15 protein-coding genes, 1 tRNA gene and 3 pseudogenes are annotated in these 17,918 nt (G+C 72.4%); 9 read left to right on the top strand and 10 right to left on the bottom strand.

Features of this window, described 5'->3' with window-relative positions; all coding sequences use genetic code 11:
- The first annotated feature begins 2 nt into the window (after positions 1-2).
- Positions 3-491: a DUF6653 family protein gene (locus MUU72_RS07015; protein WP_248012248.1), complete on the top strand. Its 489-nt coding sequence runs from the start codon at positions 3-5 to the stop codon at positions 489-491.
- Between the two features lie 62 nt (positions 492-553).
- Here the strand turns inward: MUU72_RS07015 and MUU72_RS07020 are convergent, their stop codons facing one another.
- Positions 554-1,087 carry a DinB family protein gene (locus MUU72_RS07020; protein WP_248012249.1) on the bottom strand — a complete coding sequence of 178 codons (534 nt, stop codon included), beginning with the start codon at positions 1,085-1,087 and terminating at the stop codon, positions 554-556.
- A 114-nt stretch (positions 1,088-1,201) separates the two neighbouring features.
- Positions 1,202-2,086, bottom strand: coding sequence for a LysR family transcriptional regulator (locus MUU72_RS07025; protein ID WP_248012250.1), 885 nt, complete (start codon positions 2,084-2,086; stop codon positions 1,202-1,204).
- 413 nt (positions 2,087-2,499) lie between these two features.
- Between MUU72_RS07025 and MUU72_RS07030 the strand changes: the two genes are divergently transcribed.
- The 3 genes from MUU72_RS07030 (at position 2,500) to MUU72_RS07040 (ending at position 6,115) form a co-directional block, all read left to right on the top strand.
- The gene (locus tag MUU72_RS07030) at positions 2,500-3,612 is read left to right on the top strand and encodes a flavin monoamine oxidase family protein (RefSeq protein ID WP_248012251.1); all 1,113 of its coding nucleotides are present in this window, start codon (positions 2,500-2,502) and stop codon (positions 3,610-3,612) included.
- Positions 3,613-3,831: 219 nt separating this feature from the next.
- Positions 3,832-5,094, top strand: a complete 1,263-nt coding sequence (locus MUU72_RS07035; protein WP_248012252.1) for an MFS transporter — start codon at positions 3,832-3,834, stop codon at positions 5,092-5,094.
- Positions 5,095-5,779: 685 nt separating this feature from the next.
- On the top strand, positions 5,780-6,115 hold the full coding sequence (locus MUU72_RS07040; RefSeq protein ID WP_248012253.1) for a MerR family transcriptional regulator: 336 nt from the start codon (positions 5,780-5,782) through the stop codon (positions 6,113-6,115).
- A 251-nt stretch (positions 6,116-6,366) separates the two neighbouring features.
- On the opposite strand, the gene MUU72_RS07045 is transcribed toward MUU72_RS07040, so the two are convergent.
- From MUU72_RS07045 to MUU72_RS07060, 4 genes are all read right to left on the bottom strand, one after another.
- Entirely contained in the window at positions 6,367-6,693 is a 327-nt protein-coding gene (locus MUU72_RS07045; protein ID WP_248012254.1) for an SCO5918 family protein, read from the bottom strand.
- Between the two features lie 50 nt (positions 6,694-6,743).
- Positions 6,744-7,004, bottom strand: a complete 261-nt coding sequence (locus MUU72_RS07050) for a CBS domain-containing protein (protein WP_248012255.1) — start codon at positions 7,002-7,004, stop codon at positions 6,744-6,746.
- A gap of 94 nt (positions 7,005-7,098) precedes the next feature.
- Positions 7,099-8,586, bottom strand: a complete 1,488-nt coding sequence (locus tag MUU72_RS07055; RefSeq protein ID WP_248012256.1) for a DEAD/DEAH box helicase — start codon at positions 8,584-8,586, stop codon at positions 7,099-7,101.
- A gap of 338 nt (positions 8,587-8,924) precedes the next feature.
- Positions 8,925-9,128, bottom strand: coding sequence for a cold-shock protein (locus tag MUU72_RS07060; RefSeq protein ID WP_248012257.1), 204 nt, complete (start codon positions 9,126-9,128; stop codon positions 8,925-8,927).
- A 160-nt stretch (positions 9,129-9,288) separates the two neighbouring features.
- Between MUU72_RS07060 and MUU72_RS07065 the strand changes: the two genes are divergently transcribed.
- Positions 9,289-9,453: a hypothetical protein gene (locus MUU72_RS07065; RefSeq protein ID WP_248012258.1), complete on the top strand. Its 165-nt coding sequence runs from the start codon at positions 9,289-9,291 to the stop codon at positions 9,451-9,453.
- A gap of 581 nt (positions 9,454-10,034) precedes the next feature.
- Here the strand turns inward: MUU72_RS07065 and MUU72_RS07070 are convergent.
- A tRNA-Leu gene (locus MUU72_RS07070) sits at positions 10,035-10,119 on the bottom strand.
- A gap of 104 nt (positions 10,120-10,223) precedes the next feature.
- On the opposite strand from MUU72_RS07070, the pseudogene MUU72_RS07075 reads away from it, so the two are divergent.
- Positions 10,224-10,883 (top strand): annotated as a pseudogene (locus MUU72_RS07075) (DUF2254 family protein); the annotation flags it as partial.
- A gap of 192 nt (positions 10,884-11,075) precedes the next feature.
- Here the strand turns inward: MUU72_RS07075 and MUU72_RS07080 are convergent.
- Entirely contained in the window at positions 11,076-11,468 is a 393-nt protein-coding gene (locus MUU72_RS07080) for a chorismate mutase (RefSeq protein ID WP_248012259.1), read from the bottom strand.
- A gap of 214 nt (positions 11,469-11,682) precedes the next feature.
- Positions 11,683-12,366, bottom strand: a complete 684-nt coding sequence (locus tag MUU72_RS07085) for a GntR family transcriptional regulator (protein WP_248012260.1) — start codon at positions 12,364-12,366, stop codon at positions 11,683-11,685.
- A gap of 355 nt (positions 12,367-12,721) precedes the next feature.
- Here MUU72_RS07085 and fdhD point away from each other — a divergent pair.
- A pseudogene (gene fdhD, locus MUU72_RS07090) lies at positions 12,722-13,558 on the top strand (formate dehydrogenase accessory sulfurtransferase FdhD); the annotation flags it as partial.
- Between the two features lie 462 nt (positions 13,559-14,020).
- Here the strand turns inward: fdhD and MUU72_RS07095 are convergent.
- Positions 14,021-14,470, bottom strand: a pseudogene (locus MUU72_RS07095) (MarR family winged helix-turn-helix transcriptional regulator); the annotation flags it as partial.
- Between the two features lie 183 nt (positions 14,471-14,653).
- On the opposite strand from MUU72_RS07095, the gene MUU72_RS07100 reads away from it, so the two are divergent.
- Positions 14,654-15,595 carry a quinone oxidoreductase family protein gene (locus MUU72_RS07100; RefSeq protein ID WP_248012261.1) on the top strand — a complete coding sequence of 314 codons (942 nt, stop codon included), beginning with the start codon at positions 14,654-14,656 and terminating at the stop codon, positions 15,593-15,595.
- Positions 15,596-15,812: 217 nt separating this feature from the next.
- A complete protein-coding gene (locus MUU72_RS07105; protein WP_248012262.1) occupies positions 15,813-17,918 on the top strand; it encodes a sialidase family protein in 2,106 nt (701 codons plus the stop codon).

The following is a 17,918-nucleotide window of genomic DNA, read 5'->3' on the forward strand; positions in this document are numbered from 1 at the left end:
CCATGTCCGGCAAGAACGCGGTAGCCGCCCTCCACGGAATGTCCGACGAGGCATGGCAGAGGCACGCCAACCCCTGGAGCGTCTGGACCCGTTTCGCCGCCATCCCGGCCTTCGAGCTGGCCGTCTGGAGCCGGCAGTGGCTCGGCTGGTGGTGCCTGGCCGCCCTCGCCGCGGTCATTGCCTGGCTCTGGCTCAACGTACGCGTGTTCCCGCCGGTCCAGCCGACCGGTTGGACGGCCAGAGGCATCTACGGTGAGCAGCTCCACGTCGACGGCAGACTCCCCGCCGAGCACAAGACGATCCTCAACGTGCTGATCGCCACCGGCCTGACCGGCTTCGCCCTCATCCTCTGGGGCCTGACCGCCCTGCGCATCTGGCCGCTCGCCCTCGGCACCACCATGGTCGTCATGGGCCAACTCTGGCGCATCGACCGCTACGGCCTCCTCTTCCAACAGCACCTGCACACCCAGGCCGCGCAGCCCACGGCTTGAGACGCCGCCGCCTCATCGGCGCCGGGCTGCACGGCAAGGGAGGAAGTGGCCGGCGGCCAGGCTCAGGCGTACGGGTTGCAGACGAGGTAGCCGTCGATGCGGCTGAGGCGGTCCGAGGTGGGGTCGGGCGGGAGTGCACGGCCGAGGCTGTCGGCGCGGACCTCGCTGATCCACTGGTCGTGCTGGTACTCGTGATTGATCAACGCGACCAGCAGGTGATGGGCGACGACGGCCAGTTGGGCAGGGGCGCCGACCCTGCCGGCGGCGATGTCGCCGATGCGGGCGTGCACGCGTTCGGCGACGGTGTCGCGGAAGGCGGTGAGGCGTTCGACGGTGGGCAGGGCGCCGCGGAACTTCTCCGGGTTGGCCGAGTCCATGATCCCGTCCAGTTCCGGGTCGGGGCTGGGCTCGGCCGCGGTGAGGTTGCGGATCATGAAGTGGGCGACGTGGGCCTGGTGGCCGAGGTGCCAGCCGATGGCGCTGGAGTTCTCGTGCGGACGCCAGGTGACCTCGTCCGGGGTGAGGTCCTTCCACAGCTCGTCGGTATAGGCGCGGGCCCGATCGTACTCGCGGAGCAGTTCTGTCGTGTCGTGCATGATGCCGCCTGCCGGGTCAGAGGGTCAGGGGTGCGGGCGAACGCCACGTTAGGCGTCCCGCCAACGGGCCGGGTAGGGGTCCTCGTTGAATCACGTCATAAGCAGTGCGTATGGCTAGGGGCGGGCTGCCGCGAGGCCGTCGGCGAGGTGGAGGAGGTCAGCGGCGAGCGGGGAGGCGGCGCTCCAGACCGCTTCGAAGGAGATCTGCACCTCGCGGCCCCCGTTCAGCAGCGGCCGGTGGGGGACGTCGGGGGAGGTGAGTTTGGAGCGGGGAATCATGGCCGAGCCCAGGCCCAACTTCGTCCAGTCCGCCAGGACTTGGTAGCTGGCGGCCTCGCCCGGATAGGTGCGCAGGGGCATCTCGTGCGCCTGGAAGAGCTGCGTGGTGAACGTGGTCAGGCCGCAGGTGTCCGGCACGAGGATGAAGCGCTCGTCACCGGCTTCACCGAGTTCGAGCGGGGCCGCTTGCGCGGGGTCGGGGCTGACGACCACGATCGGCTCGACGTCGACGACGCGGTGCTCGAAGCGCGGCATCGCTGCCACGGCCGGGATCAGGATGATGTCGAGCCGGCCGTCCCGCAGGTCTGCGCGCAGCTCTTGCATGTTCGCCTCGCGCAGGACGAGGTCGCGGGCCACCGGCAGGTCCTGGACCATGCTGAACACGCGGGCGACCAGAGAGGAGCCGATCAGCGGGGAGAGGCCCATGCGGATCTTCTGCTCACCTGGTTCGGTCAGCCGTCCGGCCTCCGCCGCTACGGCGTCGAGCGCTTCCAGGGCGCGCTCGATCAGGGGGAGGATCCGGGCGCCGAACGCGGTCCGGGTCACGCCGCGCGGGGAGCGGTGGAACAGCTTGTCGCCCAGGCGCTCCTCCAGTTTGGCGATGCCGTTGGACAGCGCGGGCTGGGTCACGCCGTAGGCGCGTGCGGCGGCGCTGAACGACTTGGTCTCGGCGACCGCCTGCGCGTACCGGAGCGCTTCGGGATTGAGTCGATCGGCCATAGCCACCGTTTATCTCTCCATTCACTGGCGTCCCCTACCGGGCTGCCGGGGCCCCGCATACGGTGGGCCGCCACCACCACAGCAGAGCCAGCAGCTGACGCAGCATAACCATGAGTTATGGGCAGCGGAACGTCGTTCCGCTGCCGGAGGGAGGACCGCAGGGCAGCCGGTAGCCACGGCCGTCGCCGTCACGCCCTCCCGCCTCCTACGTCCGACGACCGGGCGCACGGGGCCCGCTGCCGCCGGGGGCAGGCCGACGAGGCCGTGCCCCGGCCGCGCGCAACCAGCCCCCTTCGGCGTCAGCCCGCCCCGAAAGCCGGACGGCGCACCCCCGGTGACCGCCAGCGGGGACTCGGTCCGCCCCATGCCCCCTGTCTCAAGCCCCATGTCCCACGCGAAAGGACGCACCCTCCATGCCCCACCGGGACGCCCACGACGTGCTCGTGATCGGCGCCGGCGCCTCCGGGCTGGCCGCGGCCACCGCGCTGCACGCCGCCGGCCGCGACACGCTCTGCCTGGAGGCCCGCGACCGCATCGGCGGACGCCTGCTCTCCGTTCCCGCCCAACACCCCGAACGCGCCCTCGACTTGGGCGCCACCTGGTTCTGGGACGGTGAGGAGCGCGTACGGACCCTGGTCGCGCGCAGCGGCATCGCCACCTTCGGCCAGCACCTCGCCGGTGACACCCTGCTCCAGGAGGCCACCGGTGTACGCCGGCTGGCCGGCAACCTGCTCGACGTCCCCTCCCGCCGCTTCGCCGCCGGAGCCCAGCGCCTCGCCACCACCCTCGCCGCCGCACTGCCCGGCCACACGCTGCGGCTGAACACACCCGTCACCGCCATCCGCCCGGACGGCGACGGCCCCCTCGCCGTCCGCACCCCGGCCGGCACGCTGTACGCCAGGCACCTCGTCCTGGCCGTCCCGCCCGCCCTGGCGGCGGAACGCATCGACTTCGGCGGCGCGCTCCCCTCCGACCTGGTCCGCCTTGCCCGGGCCACTCCGGTCTGGATGGGAGCGGTCGCCAAGGTCGTCGCCCACTACCCGACCCCGTTCTGGCGCAGGGACGGGCTGGCCGGTGCGGCGTTCAGCAGAACGGGACCGCTCCAGGAGATCCACGACATGTCGGGGCCCAGCGGCGAACCCGCCGCGCTCTTCGGTTTCGCGCCCGCCCGCACCCTCGGCGTGGGGGCCGGGGAGGCGGTGACCACCCAGCTCGCGCGGCTCTTCGGCCCGGCCGCGGCCGCCCCGGAAGCCCTGCACGTCCAGAACTGGAGCGCCGAGCGGTGGACGTCCCCGTCGACGGTGCAGCACCTGGAGGACTACGCGCTCTTCGGCCACCCCCTGTACCAACAGCCGGCGCTCGACGGCCGGTTGCACTGGGCGTCGACCGAGACGGCGACCGAGTACGCCGGACACATCGAAGGCGCCCTCGCCGCCGGGGAAAGGGCAGCGCGGTCCGTCCTGGCCGCTCGCGAGGGCACCGACGGCCCGGCCACCGGCCTGTCCCGAGCCTCCGACGCCGGCTGACGCACCGCCCCGCGCCCACCGGCCCGCACCCCGCCGAACTCTGCCCGTACCGTTGCCCATTGCACGTACCCGCAACCCACCGCCCATCCCCCGTCACGCACCACCCGTCATGCACCACCCGTTACGCACCACCCGTTACTGATCCCCCATCGCCGTCACCCGACGCGCATTACCCCTCACCCCACCCTCCATGCCTGCGACCCCGCTCCGGAAGAGGCCATGACCAGTACCGCACCCGCCACCACAGCCCACATACCCGACCCCGACCAGGCGCAGCGCCGCGTCCTGCGCGTCCTGGTCGCCTCCCAGGTCCTCAGTGGCGCCGGGCTCGCGGCAGGCATCACCGTCGGCGCCCTCCTCGCCCAGGACATGCTCGGCACCACCAGCCTCGCCGGGCTCCCCAGCGCCCTGTTCACCGCCGGGTCCGCCCTCGCCGCCGTCGCCGTCGGCCGCATCTCGCAGGCCCGCGGCCGCCGCCCCGGCCTCGCCACCGGCTACCTCACCGGTGCCCTCGGCTCCGCGGGCGTCCTCATCGCCGCGGCCCTCGACAACCCGGTCCTGCTGTTCATCGCCCTGTTCGTCTACGGCGCGGGTACCGCCACCAACCTCCAGGCCCGCTACGCCGGTGCCGACCTCGCCGCGCCCGGCCACCGCGCCCGCGCCGTCTCCACCGTCCTGGTCGCCACCACCCTCGGCGGCGTCGCCGGCCCCAACCTCGCCGCCCCCACCGGTACCTTCGCCGAACACCTCGGCATCCCCCGCCTCGCCGGGCCGTTCATCCTCTCCGGCGCCGCCTACGCGCTCGCCGCCCTCGTCCTCGCCCTCTGGCTGCGCCCCGACCCCCTCCTCCTGGCCCGCACCGTCGCCCAGGCCGAGGAAGCCGACGCCGCGACCAACCCGGCCGCCACCAGTGCCGCCGAGCCGGGAGAGGGCCGCGGAGGCGTCGTCCTCGGCGCCCTGGTCATGGTCCTCACCCAGCTCGTCATGGTCGCGGTCATGACGATGACACCGGTCCACATGCGCGACCACGGCCACGGCACCGCCGCGTCCGGCCTCGTCATCGCCCTCCACATCGGTGCCATGTACCTGCCCTCCCCGCTGACCGGCTGGCTCGTCGACCGCTACGGCCGGATGAAGATCGCCGCCGCCTCCGGCATCACCCTGCTGGCCGCCGGCATCCTCGCGGCCGCCGCGCCCGGCAACTCCGTCGTCCTGCTCGCCCTCGCGCTCGCCCTGCTCGGCCTGGGCTGGAACTTCGGCCTCGTCTCCGGCACCGCGATCATCACCGACACCGTCCCGCTCGCCGCCCGCGCCAAGACCCAGGGCACGGTCGACGTCGCCATCGCCATCGCCGGCGCCACCGGCGGCATGGCCTCCGGCATCATGGTCGCCGCCACCAGCTACCCCGCCCTCGCCCTCACCTGCGGCGCCCTCGCCCTGGCCCTGCTCCCGGCCGTAGCAGCCACCGCCTACCGCCGCTGAGCCAACCGAACCCACGGGCCCCAGCGAACCCCTCCCCCGTCGAAGCCACCGAACGACGAACCCCGCCACCCAGGCACCGAGGCACCGAGGCACCCAGGCACCCAGGCACCCAGGCACCGAGGCATCCAGGCGCCGATCCCCGGGACGGGTACCCCCTTCCGGATGCAGCAGAGGGAGAATCACGCAGGCTGACACTACAGAAAATCTGTAGCCGCTGGAGTAGACATTGGCGTCGCCGGGGGTTAGCGTCTTCTGTGTAGCGCAGAGGTCAGAAGAGCGCGGCAGAGACGAACTGCCGTGCAAGCAGATCAATGCAGGAGCGGCCCGGCAGCGGAGCGGTGGAGCCGGAAGTGGTGGGTTCTTCCGCTGGCTGCCGGGCCGGGCGGCCCAAGGGGCCGCACAGCAGTACCGTGTCACCAGCCAGTGCAGACTGGCCGAAGAGGTAAGGAGCAGAACGCCATCAGGATCGCCCGGGGTCGGGACGATGTCCGCCTGGGTACCGCAGACCCCGGATTGGAAGGTGGTCCCCGGTCACACAGCCGCGATCCCCGCAGCCCCGCCCACGCGGGTGGCCCTGCGGAACAAGAAGGCCGGTACAGTCAGCCGGCAGATGGTGTTGAAAGCTCGGGGCCCGGGCGCCATGTGGCGCTCGGGCCCCTCGATGCGTCCCCGGAAGAAGAGGTCTATGCCCCCTCGCAGTACCCGCCCTGCCGACAAGTTCGACGACGACGACTATCCCGCCTACACCATGGGCCGGGCTGCCGAGATGCTCGGTGCCACGCCGGCCTTCCTGCGCGCGTTGGGTGAGCACCGTTTGATCACCCCGCTGCGGTCCGAAGGCGGCCACCGCCGCTATTCCCGCTACCAGTTGCGTATCGCCGGCCGGGCTCGCGAACTCGTCGACTCCGGGACGCCCATCGAGGCCGCCTGCCGCATCATCATCCTTGAGGATCAGCTTGAGGAAGCCCAGCGCATCAACGAAGAACTCCGCAGGCAGGGCCGGCCTGAGCCCTCGGCCTGAACCCCGCTCGGCTCGCGAACGAGACGGAGCGCTCGAAGGCGCGGGCACGGTCTCCAACGGCGATGCGCCGGACGGCGTCGAGCCCGGGGGCCCCCCTTCCGGTCACGGATAGGTCCCCCTGCCACACCGATGGCCCCGAACCGCTGCCGACCGCAGCCGCTCGGGGCCCAGCCACGAGGCGGCGGCTTCACCGCCCACCGGGACGAGATGGCCTGTTCCCGTCGCGTATCACGGCTCTGTTCGGCTCCGGCTCACACCTCGCCGTGGTTGAGCGGGAGGGGTTGCGTGCCGAGCATGGCGGAAGCCCTCTGGTAGGGGCTGCCCACGGGAGCGGGTCCGGCGGTGAGGCGCGTACGGCAGGTGAAGCCGAGGCGGGTCATGGCCCTCAGGACCTCGGCGGCGCTGAAGTCCCGGCGGTCCTGGTGGGTGATGACCTGCCCGACCTGTTTGGCGGGATAGTGGCGTCGTCCGATGATGACGAGGTCGTCGGTGACCGGCTCGGGCGTGACGTCCTTCATCGCTTCCAGCACGCCGTTTTTGGTCAGTTCGAACGGGAAGCGGGCGATAACACAGCGCATGATGCCTCACAGGGAAGGAGCGGACGGGGCCGAACGGGGTGAGTGGGCGTTCAGTGCGGGACAGCGAGCGCGCCCGGGGCCGAGTCGTCGGCGACATCGCACAGGCGGATCCGGTCCGTGTAGTCGGGGCTGTCACGGACATCGGTGAGGGCGGCCAGGGTGACACGTCCGGTGCGCCGGCCGTCCTCGTCACAGATGACCAGGTGGCGCGCACGGGCAGCGGTCATGAGGGAGAGCGCCACCTCGACGGTCATGGTGTCCCAGACCTGTGGTCCGGCCGGGGCCATGCGTTCGGCCGGCGTCCGGGCCACGTGGGGGACGGGGGGACAGGGGTGCATCCGGACCGGTGTCACAAGGTGCCTCCTGCGGAGTTCGGTCAGCTTGCTGATCACAAAGGTCCTAGAACTAGGCCGCCACACCGGATGCGGACGACCCTGCGGGCGCCTGCCCGGTCATCGCAGCGGGGCGGCGTCGGCCGCGTGAGTCCGCCGCGCGCTTGCGGCGGCGTTCGGGCGCCGGTGCGGCGATGACGACGGGGATGCCGGAGGGGGCCTGTGCGCCGGTGATGCGGCGCAGGGCCTCTTCGCCAGGGCGGACCTGGGTGGTCTGCGGGACGACGCCGGCCGCTGCCATCAAGCGCGTCATGCTCCGGCGCTGGCCGGGGGTGACCAGGGTGACGACGCTGCCGGACCGGCCGGCACGGGCCGTGCGGCCACCGCGGTGGAGATAGTCCTTGTGGTCGGTCGGCGGATCAACGTTGACGACCAGGTCGAGGTTGTCGACGTGGATTCCGCGTGCAGCGACGTTGGTCGCCACCAGCACACTGACGTGACCCGATTTGAACTGGGCCAGAGTGCGGGTGCGCTGCGGCTGCGACTTCCCGCCGTGCAGGGCCGCGGCCCGCACCCCGCTGCTCAGAAGGTGCTCGGTCAGGCGATCGACGGCGTGCTTGGTGTCGAGGAAGAGGATCACTCGGCCGTCGCGTGCGGCGATCTCGGTGGTGGCCGCGTGCTTGTCGGCGCCGTGGACGTGGAGCACATGGTGCTCCATCGTCGTGACCGCGCCGGCCGAGGGGTCGACGGAGTGCACCACGGGGTCGTTGAGGTAGCGGCGCACAAGCAGGTCCACATTACGGTCCAAGGTGGCGGAGAACAGCATGCGCTGCCCTCCGGGGCGCACCTGGTCGAGCAGGGCGGTGACCTGCGGCATGAAGCCCATGTCGGTCATCTGGTCGGCTTCGTCGAGGACGGTGACGGCCACCTGGTCCAGCCGGCAGTGGCCTCGGTCGATCAGGTCCTTGAGGCGTCCGGGTGTGGCGACGAGAACCTCGGAGCCGTTGCGCAGAGCGGCCGTCTGCCTGCCGGCCGGCATCCCGCCCACCACCGTGGCCAGCCGCAGGTGCACGGAGCGGGCATAGGGAGTGAGCGCCTCGGTGACCTGCTGCGCCAACTCGCGGGTCGGTACGAGGACCAGCGCGAGCGGTTGCCCCGCCTCGGCACGCCGCCCGGCTGTACGGGCCAGCAGGGCCAGGCCGAAGGCGAGCGTCTTGCCCGAGCCGGTGCGTCCCCGGCCCAGCACATCACGGCCGCCAAGAGAGTTCGGAAGCGTCGCGGCCTGGATCGGAAACGGCACGGTCACGCCTTGCGAGTCGAGCGCGGCCATGAGCGTCCCGGGCATGTCGAGATCCGCGAACCTCTCCACGGCGGGAAGCGCGGGGCGGGTTGTCCGGGGGAGAGCGAATTCGGCCTGCGGCCGGGCGGGACGCACACTGCGGCCACCGGAACGGGCCGGCCGGCCAGGACGGCTCGCGCCCGGCGAGCCGAAGTGGCCGCTTTCCCCTGAGCCGGCGTTGCCCTCACGAGTGCGGGAAAAGCGGTTGCCTGTGCGGTTCAAGAGGAACCTTCCTTGATGCGGCACACATCAAGGAATTCTCCGCAGCGACGAGCTGCCCGGAGAATCACATGAATGGGCCGGATGGAACGCGAAGAGAACGTGATCGCGTGCAGTCGGCGCAGGCGCCCGCGGAAAAGGCGACCACACGATGGTGATGCGTCACCGGTAGCTTCGGCCGCAGGGCAGCCAGGGTGCGCTCCTACGCCCCTTCGGGGCACTTCGGGTGCGGCGAACCCAGCTTCCGAGTTGCCCCGGTTGTGACCAATGCCGCGCGATGCTTGCAGAGGGGGCCCGCACCCCGAAGGATGCGGGCCCCCTCTGCAAGTGTGTCAGCCGCGTCAGACGACAACGATGTTCTCGGCCGTCGGGCCCTTCTGGCCCTGCGCGATGTCGAAGTTCACCTTCTGGCCTTCGAGCAGTTCACGGAATCCCTGGGCGGCGATGTTCGAGTAGTGGGCAAACACGTCAGGGCCGCCACCGTCCTGCTCGATGAAGCCGAAACCCTTTTCCGCATTGAACCACTTCACGGTGCCTGAACTCATGTCATTCTCCTTCGGGGCAGTGCACCGGCATCCGCACGGTGCGAATGCCGTGTCGCCGCGATGATTACCCCGACCGGAAAAGACCGGAATTACCAGGAATTCTTCAGAGGCGCGAACGCCGGCGAAGCACCTGAAATGCTGGGAACCACAACTGCAACCAATGACGACAGTAGCACGCCGAAGCGGCTTGTGGGGGGCTGAACAAGCCATTGCGGTCGCCATGAAAATAAATCTGTACGCCGGCCCGGCTGAAATTCTGGATCCGCTGGAACAGTTTTTGAAGCAGCCGGAGCACAGCATTCCGGGAAGAGTGGTGCCGTGCTGAGCCTCCTCGCGGTGGTAGCCGTCGGAGGCTGCTGAGCAACGGCAGCACCCGGTAACGCCGGCCGGACGGCCGCGAACGGAACGTGAAGGCGTGCGGCACCAGGCCATCGTCGGCCAGAACCCCTCACCGGGCGCCCAGCGGTGACACCAGGGCATCACAGCCTTCAGGTAACTCGGCGGACGCGGTTCCGGCAGTCCGGCACCGCCCCTCCCGACGCTGCGGTAGCTGCCCGGACGACGATCACCGAATGTGACCGACGCCTCTCCCGGTATCGAGCCACACTCGACGCCGAAGCCGATCCGCAGCCGCTCAGCGGGTGGATCAACCAGGCCCACGCCCAGAAATTTTCAGCTGAGCAAGACCTTCTCACCACGACGGCCAGCCGGCCCGAGACCCTCACCACCGAACAGATCGCGCGCACGATCTCCGAACCCGGCTCCATGGCCGCCCGACTGCTCGCCGCCGAGCCCGAGCGGAAGCGCCCCCTCTACGAGGGCTTCGGGCTCGTACTCCACGTCGACACGCAAGAGAGGGCTGCGACCGTTGAGTCACAACCCTGTCTTGCGTGTGCATTTGGTACGTGTCCGAGGGGGGACTTGAACCCCCACGCCCGATAAAGGGCACTAGCACCTCAAGCTAGCGCGTCTGCCATTCCGCCACCCGGACTCAGGTGATCTTCGCGGGGTGTTCCCCGCGGCGACATGGACAACAATACCAAGGTTTCGGAGTGGCTTTCACCTGCGTATCCACGCTGGACATAAGGTCCGTTTATGGGTGAAGAAGGGCAGGTGGTGGCGGCGCGGGTGCCGCGGGTGGTGTCGCCGTTGCGGGAGCATCTGCGGGAGACGTTCTGGTTCGCGCCGACGGTGGGGCTGGCCGGGGCGGTGCTGCTGTGGCTGGGGGCCGTGGCGGCGGATGGCGAGATCGTGGCGTATCTGCGGGGCGAGCGGGCGTACGACGAGGTCGAGGAACTGATCGGGATCGCGGAGGACGCGCGGACGATCGTGACGACGGTCAGCTCGGCGATGATGACCTTCATCGGTGTGGTGTTCAGCATTTCGCTGGTCGCGGTGCAGATGGCGAGCGGCCAGCTGACGCCGCGGGTGGTGCGGATCTTCGTCCGCAGCCGGATCAGCAAGGCGACGCTGGCGGTGTTCCTGGCGACGTTCCTGTTCTCGCTGCTGGTGCTGACCTCGTACGAGAGTGAGCGGCCGGCGGCGGAGGTCACGTCGGTGCCGGTGGTGCAGAGCCTGCTGACGTTGACGCTGGTGGGGCTGAGTCTGGTGCTGTTCGTGGCGTATGTGTCGGCGACGCTGCGGTTGATGCAGGTGGGGCTGGTGGTCGAACGGATCGCCAAGGAGACCTTGCGGATGGTGGGGCGGGAGGGGGTGGGCGTGAGCGGGAGTGTGAGCGTGCCGGATGAGGGGCGGGAGTGCCCGTCGGCGGTCAGTTTCTGGATGTGCTCCTGCGGGGACCGCTGGGCCTACTGAGCTTCTGGCGCCCCACTCGGACTCCGGTGCGGGCCTGGGTGGGCGGGCCGACGCGCCGGTGCGAGTCAGGGTGGATGGGCGGACGCGCCGGTGCGGGAGAGGTGTCGGGGGCGCGGCGGGCCGTCGCTGTGTTCAGTCGGTAGCCGGTTGTGGTTCTTCGGGGCGGTCCGGTGTGTCGCTGTCGGCCACGGTGCGGTCGGCGATGGCGCGGTGGTGGCGGACCACCTCGCCGATGATGAAGTTCAGGAACTTCTCGGCGAACGCGGGGTCCAGGCGGGCCTCTTCGGCCAGGCGGCGCAGGCGGGCGATCTGGGCGGCCTCGCGGGCCGGGTCGGCGGGCGGCAGGCTGTGCCGGGCCTTGAGTTCGCCGACCTGCTGGGTGCACTTGAAGCGCTCGGCGAGCAGGTGGACGAGCGCGGCGTCGAGGTTGTCGATGCTGCTGCGCAGGTGGAGCAGCCGCTCCCGGGCCGCCTCGTCGGCGACGGAGGCCGCGTCGCCGGTCGCCGGTGCTGTCCCTTCGCTCATGTGCGTCTCGCCGTTCCTGGTCGGTTTCTGGGGATACGTCCCTGATCAGCGGGTGCGTGATCGCCTGCACCCTACCCGCCGGGGCGCCACGGGCCGCTGCGGGTCTCGCGGATCGGACGGGGCATGGCACGGCGGGGGTGAAGTTCGGCCAGTTCGAACGGAGCGGGCGGGGCGGGGGCGGGACCGGCCGCCTCCCCGTCGGCCGTACGTACGCTCAGGCGTCCTCACCGTCGCGTGCGGGCCACGTCCGGCGGGTGTGCTCGGTGTGCGCGCGCATCACGGAGGTGGCGCGGGCCTCGTCGCCGTCGGCGAGCGCCGCGACGAGCTCGCGGTGTTCGGCCCAGGACTGCGCACCTCGGTGGCCGGCGACCGGGGTGCAGTGCCAGCGCACGCGCCGTCCGATCTGCGCGGCCAGCTCGGCCAGCACCACGTTGCCGGCCAGTTCGGCCACTTTGGCGTGAAACGCCGCGTCGAGCGCCGCCGCGGTCTCCACCTCGTCGTCCTGGACGGCCCGTTCGCCCTCGTCGCAGAGGCGTTCCAGCTCGGTGATGCCGGCCGGATCGGCGTGGTCCGCGGCGAGCCGGGCGGCCTCGGTCTCCAGCAGCGTGCGGACGGTCAGCAGCTGGTCGGCCTCCTCCGCGGTGGGCCGGCGGACGAACGCGCCCTGGGCGGGGCGCAGATCGACCCAGCCGTCGGTGTTGAGCCGCTGGAGCGCCTCGCGGACCGGTTGGCGGGAGACCCCGAGATGGCCCGCCAACTCGCTCTCGACCAGGTGCTGACCAGGGCGGAGGGCGCGGGTGATGATCAGTTCGAGCAGTGCCTCGTAGACGCGTTCGCGCAGCGGGCCGGGGCGTTCGAGCTTCGGTACGGCGCCTGGTGGCAGCCCTCTGGACAGCATCGAGGCCCCCCTCTGGAATTGGCTATCGTCTACAGTCTACGAGCGCGGTCCCTCGCTCAGAGGCCGTCGTGGTGGTCCGGAGGACGGCGCGACGATGTGAGTGGGCGAGGCGGCGATCCGGAGGCGCGGTGGGACGATCCGTCCGGGTGGGGCGTGTCCGGCGTTCGGCGCGCCGGGCGGAGACGGGGGCGCCTCGCCCACCCTCGTACCGCCGGCTTCGTCACGCCTCGCGCGCCACTCGCCACGCACCACAAAACACGTACACACCACGACACACGCACACCGCACACCGCACACCGCACACCGCACACCGCACACCGCACACCGCAGCGAACAGGACCGGGGCTGATCAGACATGGGACGGGTCACCGAGCGACGCCGCGTCATCCGGATCCGCGACGGTGCGGTGAGCAGCCGACCGGACACCCTCGTCGCCGAGGAGCCGCTGGAGATCCGGCTGAACGGCCGGCCGCTGGCGATCACCATGCGCACCCCGGGGGATGACTTCGCGCTGGCTGCGGGATTCCTGGTCAGCGAGGGCGTCCTGGCGAGCGCGGACGAGCTGGCGAACATCGTGTACTGCGCGGGCGCCACCGAGGACGGCAGCAACACCTACAACGTGGTCGACGTCCGGCTGGCCGACGGCGTGCCGGTCCCGGACATCACCCTGGAGCGGAACGTCTACACGACGTCCTCGTGCGGACTGTGCGGCAAGGCGAGCCTGGACGCCGTACGGACCACCGCCCGCTGGTCGCTGGACAGGGGTACGGAGCCGGCGATACGGATCGCTCCGGAGACCCTGGCGGCGCTGCCCGGGCGGCTGCGGGCCGCGCAGCACGTCTTCGCGCGGACCGGCGGTCTGCATGCGGCGGCCCTGTTCACCGGGGAGGGCGAGCTGCTCGACGTCCGGGAGGACGTAGGACGTCATAACGCGGTGGACAAGATCGTCGGGCGGGCGCTCCAGGACGGGCGGCTGCCGCTGTCCTCGGCCGTGCTGATGGTCTCCGGCCGGGCCTCGTTCGAACTGGCACAGAAAGCCGTGATGGCCGGTATCCCGGTGCTGGCGGCGGTCTCCGCGCCGTCCTCACTGGCGGTCGACCTGGCCGCCGAGACCGGGCTGACGCTGGTCGGCTTCCTGCGCGGGGCGTCGATGAATGTCTACGCGGGTGAGCACCGGTTGGTGTTGGACACCCGCCCGGATTCTCCCGCGGGCCACGGCGCTGACTCCTCCTCGGGCCCCGGCGCTGACTCCGCCTCGGGCCCCGGCGCTGACTCCGCCTCGGGCTCCGGCCCTGACTCTCCCTCAGGCTCCCGCACGGGCTCCTCCACTGCGGGCGACCGACCCGGCCCGCTGCCGGCCCGGTAGACGCCGCCCGGCACTCTCAGTTCGCCCGGTTCGCCCGGTTCGCCCAGCCCCTCAGCCCTGCCGGTCCTTTTCGGCTGCCCGGTCCCGCTCGGCCCCGGCCGGCGCTCTCAGCCCGCTCGACGCTGCCCGGCGCCCTCAGCCCGCTCGGCCCTGCCCCGCCCCGCAAGCCTGCCCGTCCGGCTTCCCGGCCCCTGCCGGCGCCCCGGCTGCCCCCGGCGCCCCAGCCTCCCGCAGGGCCGCCGCCTCCCCCGGGCCGGCTTCTCCCCCGCTCTCCCCCACGGCCGCGTTCTCTCCCGGCGTCACGATCCGGGTCAGCAGGGTGATGAGCTGGGCGCGTTCGTCCGGGGTGAGCGCGGCGGTCAGTTCGGCGTTGGCCCGGTCGCCGAGGCGCTCGGTGCGGCGCAGCCGCCGCGTCCCCTCCGCGGAGATCTCGATGGCGTTCTTCCGCCGGTCCCGGGGGTCCGGGCTGCGCGTGACCAGGCCGTCCTGCTGGAGGTCGTTGACGATCGCGACGATGTCCTTGGGGTCGATGCCGACCGTCCGGCTCAGTTCGGCCTGGGAGACCGGGCCGAGTTCGGCGACCGCGGAAAGCACGGCGTGGTGCATCATCCGCATCCCCTCGGTGGCCAGCGCCTCCGCTACGAGCCGGTGGCCGCGGGCGGCGGCGCGGCCCAGCAGCCAGCTGGGGAGGGCACGGATCCGGCTGGGGGCGTAGGGGGCGGTGGGGTGGTCGGACATGGGATCACCGTAACGGGAATTCATAGGTGGCTCCAACGAAGGGAGCGAGGCTGCGCCGTTGGCGGCCCCCTGCGTCCCCCACCCGCCCAAAAAACATTGGTCCTCCCAACATTTTCAGATATCGTTGGGCCTCCCCATGAAATTGGCCGCGCCCGCGCGGCCCACCCCCGGAGGTGACGGCCCGTGCGCCGTGTTCGCTATCACGCCTATGGCGGTCCCGAGGTGCTGTGTCTGGAGGAGGCCGAGGATCCGGTACCGGGGCCCGGGGACCTCCTCGTGCGGACGGAGGCGATCGGGGTCACCCTGCCGGCGGTGCGGCGGGTGCGCGGTGACGGCAAGGGGGGCGGCGATCCGCTGCCCGGTGTCGTCGGCGGGGAGATCGCCGGCGAGGTGCTCGCCGTCGGCGCGGAGGTCACCGGCTTCGCCGTCGGCGACCGCGTCACCTCGCTGACCCTCACCGGTTCGTACGGCGAACTCGCCCTCGCCCCGGCCTTCCTGGCCAGTCGCATCCCGGACGGCGCCAGTGCGGTGGAGGCGGTGGCGCTGGTGCGCGGCGGGCAGGTCGCGCTCGCCGCGCTCAGCACCGCCGCGCCGACCGGCGGCGAGTCGGTGCTGATCACCGGCGCGGCCAGCGGCACCGGGCACCTGGCCGTACAACTGGCCAAGCTCCAGGGCGTCCCGCGGGTGATCGCGGCGGTCGGCTCGCCGGCCAAGGCGGAGTTCCTGTACGGGCTGGGCGCCGACGAGGTGGTGACGTACGACCAGGAGTCGTGGGGCGAGCAGGCCGACATCGTGCTGGACGGGGTCGGCGGGGAGCTGCTGCCGCGAGCCCTGGCCGCGCTGGCGCCGGGCGGGCGGTTGATCTTCTTCAACTCCGGGGGCGGCACGGTCCCGGCGTACGAGCTGCTGGCGGGTTCGAAGACCATCACCGGGCTGACCATGCGGCGCTTCGCCGCCGTCCACCCGGAGCGGTACGAGCGGCACCGCGAGGAGCTGTGGGAGCTGGCCCGGTCCGGGCGGCTGCGGGCCGCGGTCCATGCCGAACTGCCGCTGGCGGACGCCGCGAAGGCACACGAGATCATCGAGGCGCGGGCCAACCTGGGGAAGGTGGTGCTGCGGCCGTGAGGTGGGGCGGGTGCCCGGAGGGACGGGGAGCCGCCCCGAGTGGGGGCACCCGGCGGAGTGCGGGCGGCGCGGGAGGGTGAATTCCGGGCCGGGCGCGGGGAACCGTCGCGGGCTCCTTGTCGCGTCCGGCGCCCGGCAGTAGCTTCCGTCGCAGCCGCACATAGGACGTCGGATGTCCTGATGACCCGACCCGATGCCTCGAAGGGCAGGCCGGACCATGACGTCAGAGCTCCGCGCGCACCCCCGTCCCCGCCGCAGGCCCCGGCCGTACCGCGCATCCGCCGTCGCCACCGCCCTGGCCGCCACCGCGCTCGCGGCCCTGGCCACCGCCCCCGCCCCCGCCCAGGCCACCGTTCCCACCCGAACCACCACCGTCGCCCAGGCCGCCACCCCCGCCCCGGCCGTCGCCGCGCGAGCCGTAGCCACGAGGGGCGCCGCCTCCGGGGCCGTGACCGCGGCCGCAACTGACGCCCCGTCAGGCGGATTCGAGCAGCGGGTGCTCTTCAAGGCGGCCCGGGAGAAGGGGTACGTCTGCTTCCGTATCCCCGCCGTCGTGCGCACCGTCCGCGGCACCCTGCTGGCCTTCGCCGAGGGCCGGGTGCACGACTGCGGGGACGCCGGCGACATCGACCTGGTCGTCAAGCGCTCCACCGACGGCGGCCGGACCTGGGGTCCGCTCCAGGTCGTCAACCGCGGCGGTGGGGACACCCACGGCAATCCGGCGCCGGTCGTGGACCGCCGCACCGGACGGATCCTGCTCGCCGAGACCTACAACAAGGGCCGCGCCGACGGCCTCGGCTGCGACACCCCGTGCGACCGCACCCCGCACCTCCAGTACAGCGACGACGACGGCGCCACCTGGTCCGCGCCCCGCGACCTGACCCGCAGCCTCCGCCCCCGGCAGTGGAACTCCTGGTACGCCACCGGCCCGGTGCACGGCATCCAGCTCACCCGCGGGCGGCACGCCGGCCGGCTGCTCCTCGGGGTGAACGGCGAGAGCTACGCGGGCCACCGGGTCACCGCCAACCACGCCGCCCTCGTGCTCAGCGACGACGGCGGCAACACCTGGAGGGTCGGCGCCCGGGACACCTGGCCGGTCACCGGCGGCACCGCTCCCCCCGCGCACCCGCCGCACGGCGGTGCCGGTCCGCAACCGGCCGGCGCCTTCCGGCAGAAGCCGTCCGAGATGACCCTCCTGGAGCGCTCCGACGGCTCGGTGTACGTCAACGGCCGCGAGCAGGACGGCACCGACCTGGGCAACCGCACCGCCGCGGTCAGCCGGGACGGCGGGGACTCGTTCACCGCTCCGTTCCGGGCCATCCCGGACCTCTACGCGCCGATGGTGCAGGCGTCGGCGCTGCGCCTGCCGCACTCGTCCGCGGCCGGCGGCGGCAGCCGCACCCTGCTCGCCGCCCCCGCCGACCCGGACCGCCGCCGCGCCATGACCCTGCGCTCCTCGTACGACGAGGGCCGCACCTGGGAGGGCGTGGAGCGGGGCGCGCGGGTCACCGCCGACCGGTCCGGCTACTCCGACCTGGTCGCCGTCTCCCCCACCGTCACCGGTCTGCTCTACGAGGGCGGGAGGGCCGACGCCCGGGACGAGATCCGGTTCGCCCGGTTCACCGAGGAGTGGCTCGGTCCGCGCCGCGGCCCGGACCCCACCACGCCCGATCTGGCCCCCGGCGCCCGGCCGGCCGCGGTGCTGGGCGGGGCCCGGCTCACCGGCGGCCCGTTCGGCCGCGCGCTCGCCTTCGACGGGGCCGACGACGCCGTGCGCCTCCCCTTCCGCGACACGCTGCCGCTGGGCAGCCGGGACTTCACCGCGCTCCTGTGGTTCCGCTACCGGGCCGCCACCGGGGAGCAGCCGCTGCTGTGGATGGGCGGCGTGGGCAGCACCGCCCCGCAGGTGGCGGTGGTGGGCGATCCCGCGCACGGGCGGCTCACCGCGCGCCTCACGGCCGTCGACGGCGCCCGGCCCCCGGCGACCGCCCGGGTCGCCGCCGGACGGCCCTACAACGACGGCGCGTGGCACCACCTGGCGCTGCGCCGCACCGGCGGGCGCCTGACGCTGACCGTGGACGGCGCCGCCGCGGCCTCCGTGGCGGACGTGCCCGGAACGGTCAGCCGGACGTCGGCGTTCGGCGTCCACCTGGGCCAGCGGCCGGACGGCCGGGCGCAGTTCACCGGGGCGCTGGCCCAGGTGCGGGTCTACCGGCGGGCGCTGACCGACGCGGAACTCGCCCGGATCCGCGGCGCCAACACCACGGTGCCCGGCCCCCTGGTGCTCGCCCTGCCGCTGGACCGGGTGAGCGGGGGGCGCTGA

The organism is Streptomyces rhizoryzae (assembly GCF_023155275.1).
Classification (GTDB): Bacteria; Actinomycetota; Actinomycetes; order Streptomycetales; family Streptomycetaceae; genus Streptomyces; species Streptomyces rhizoryzae.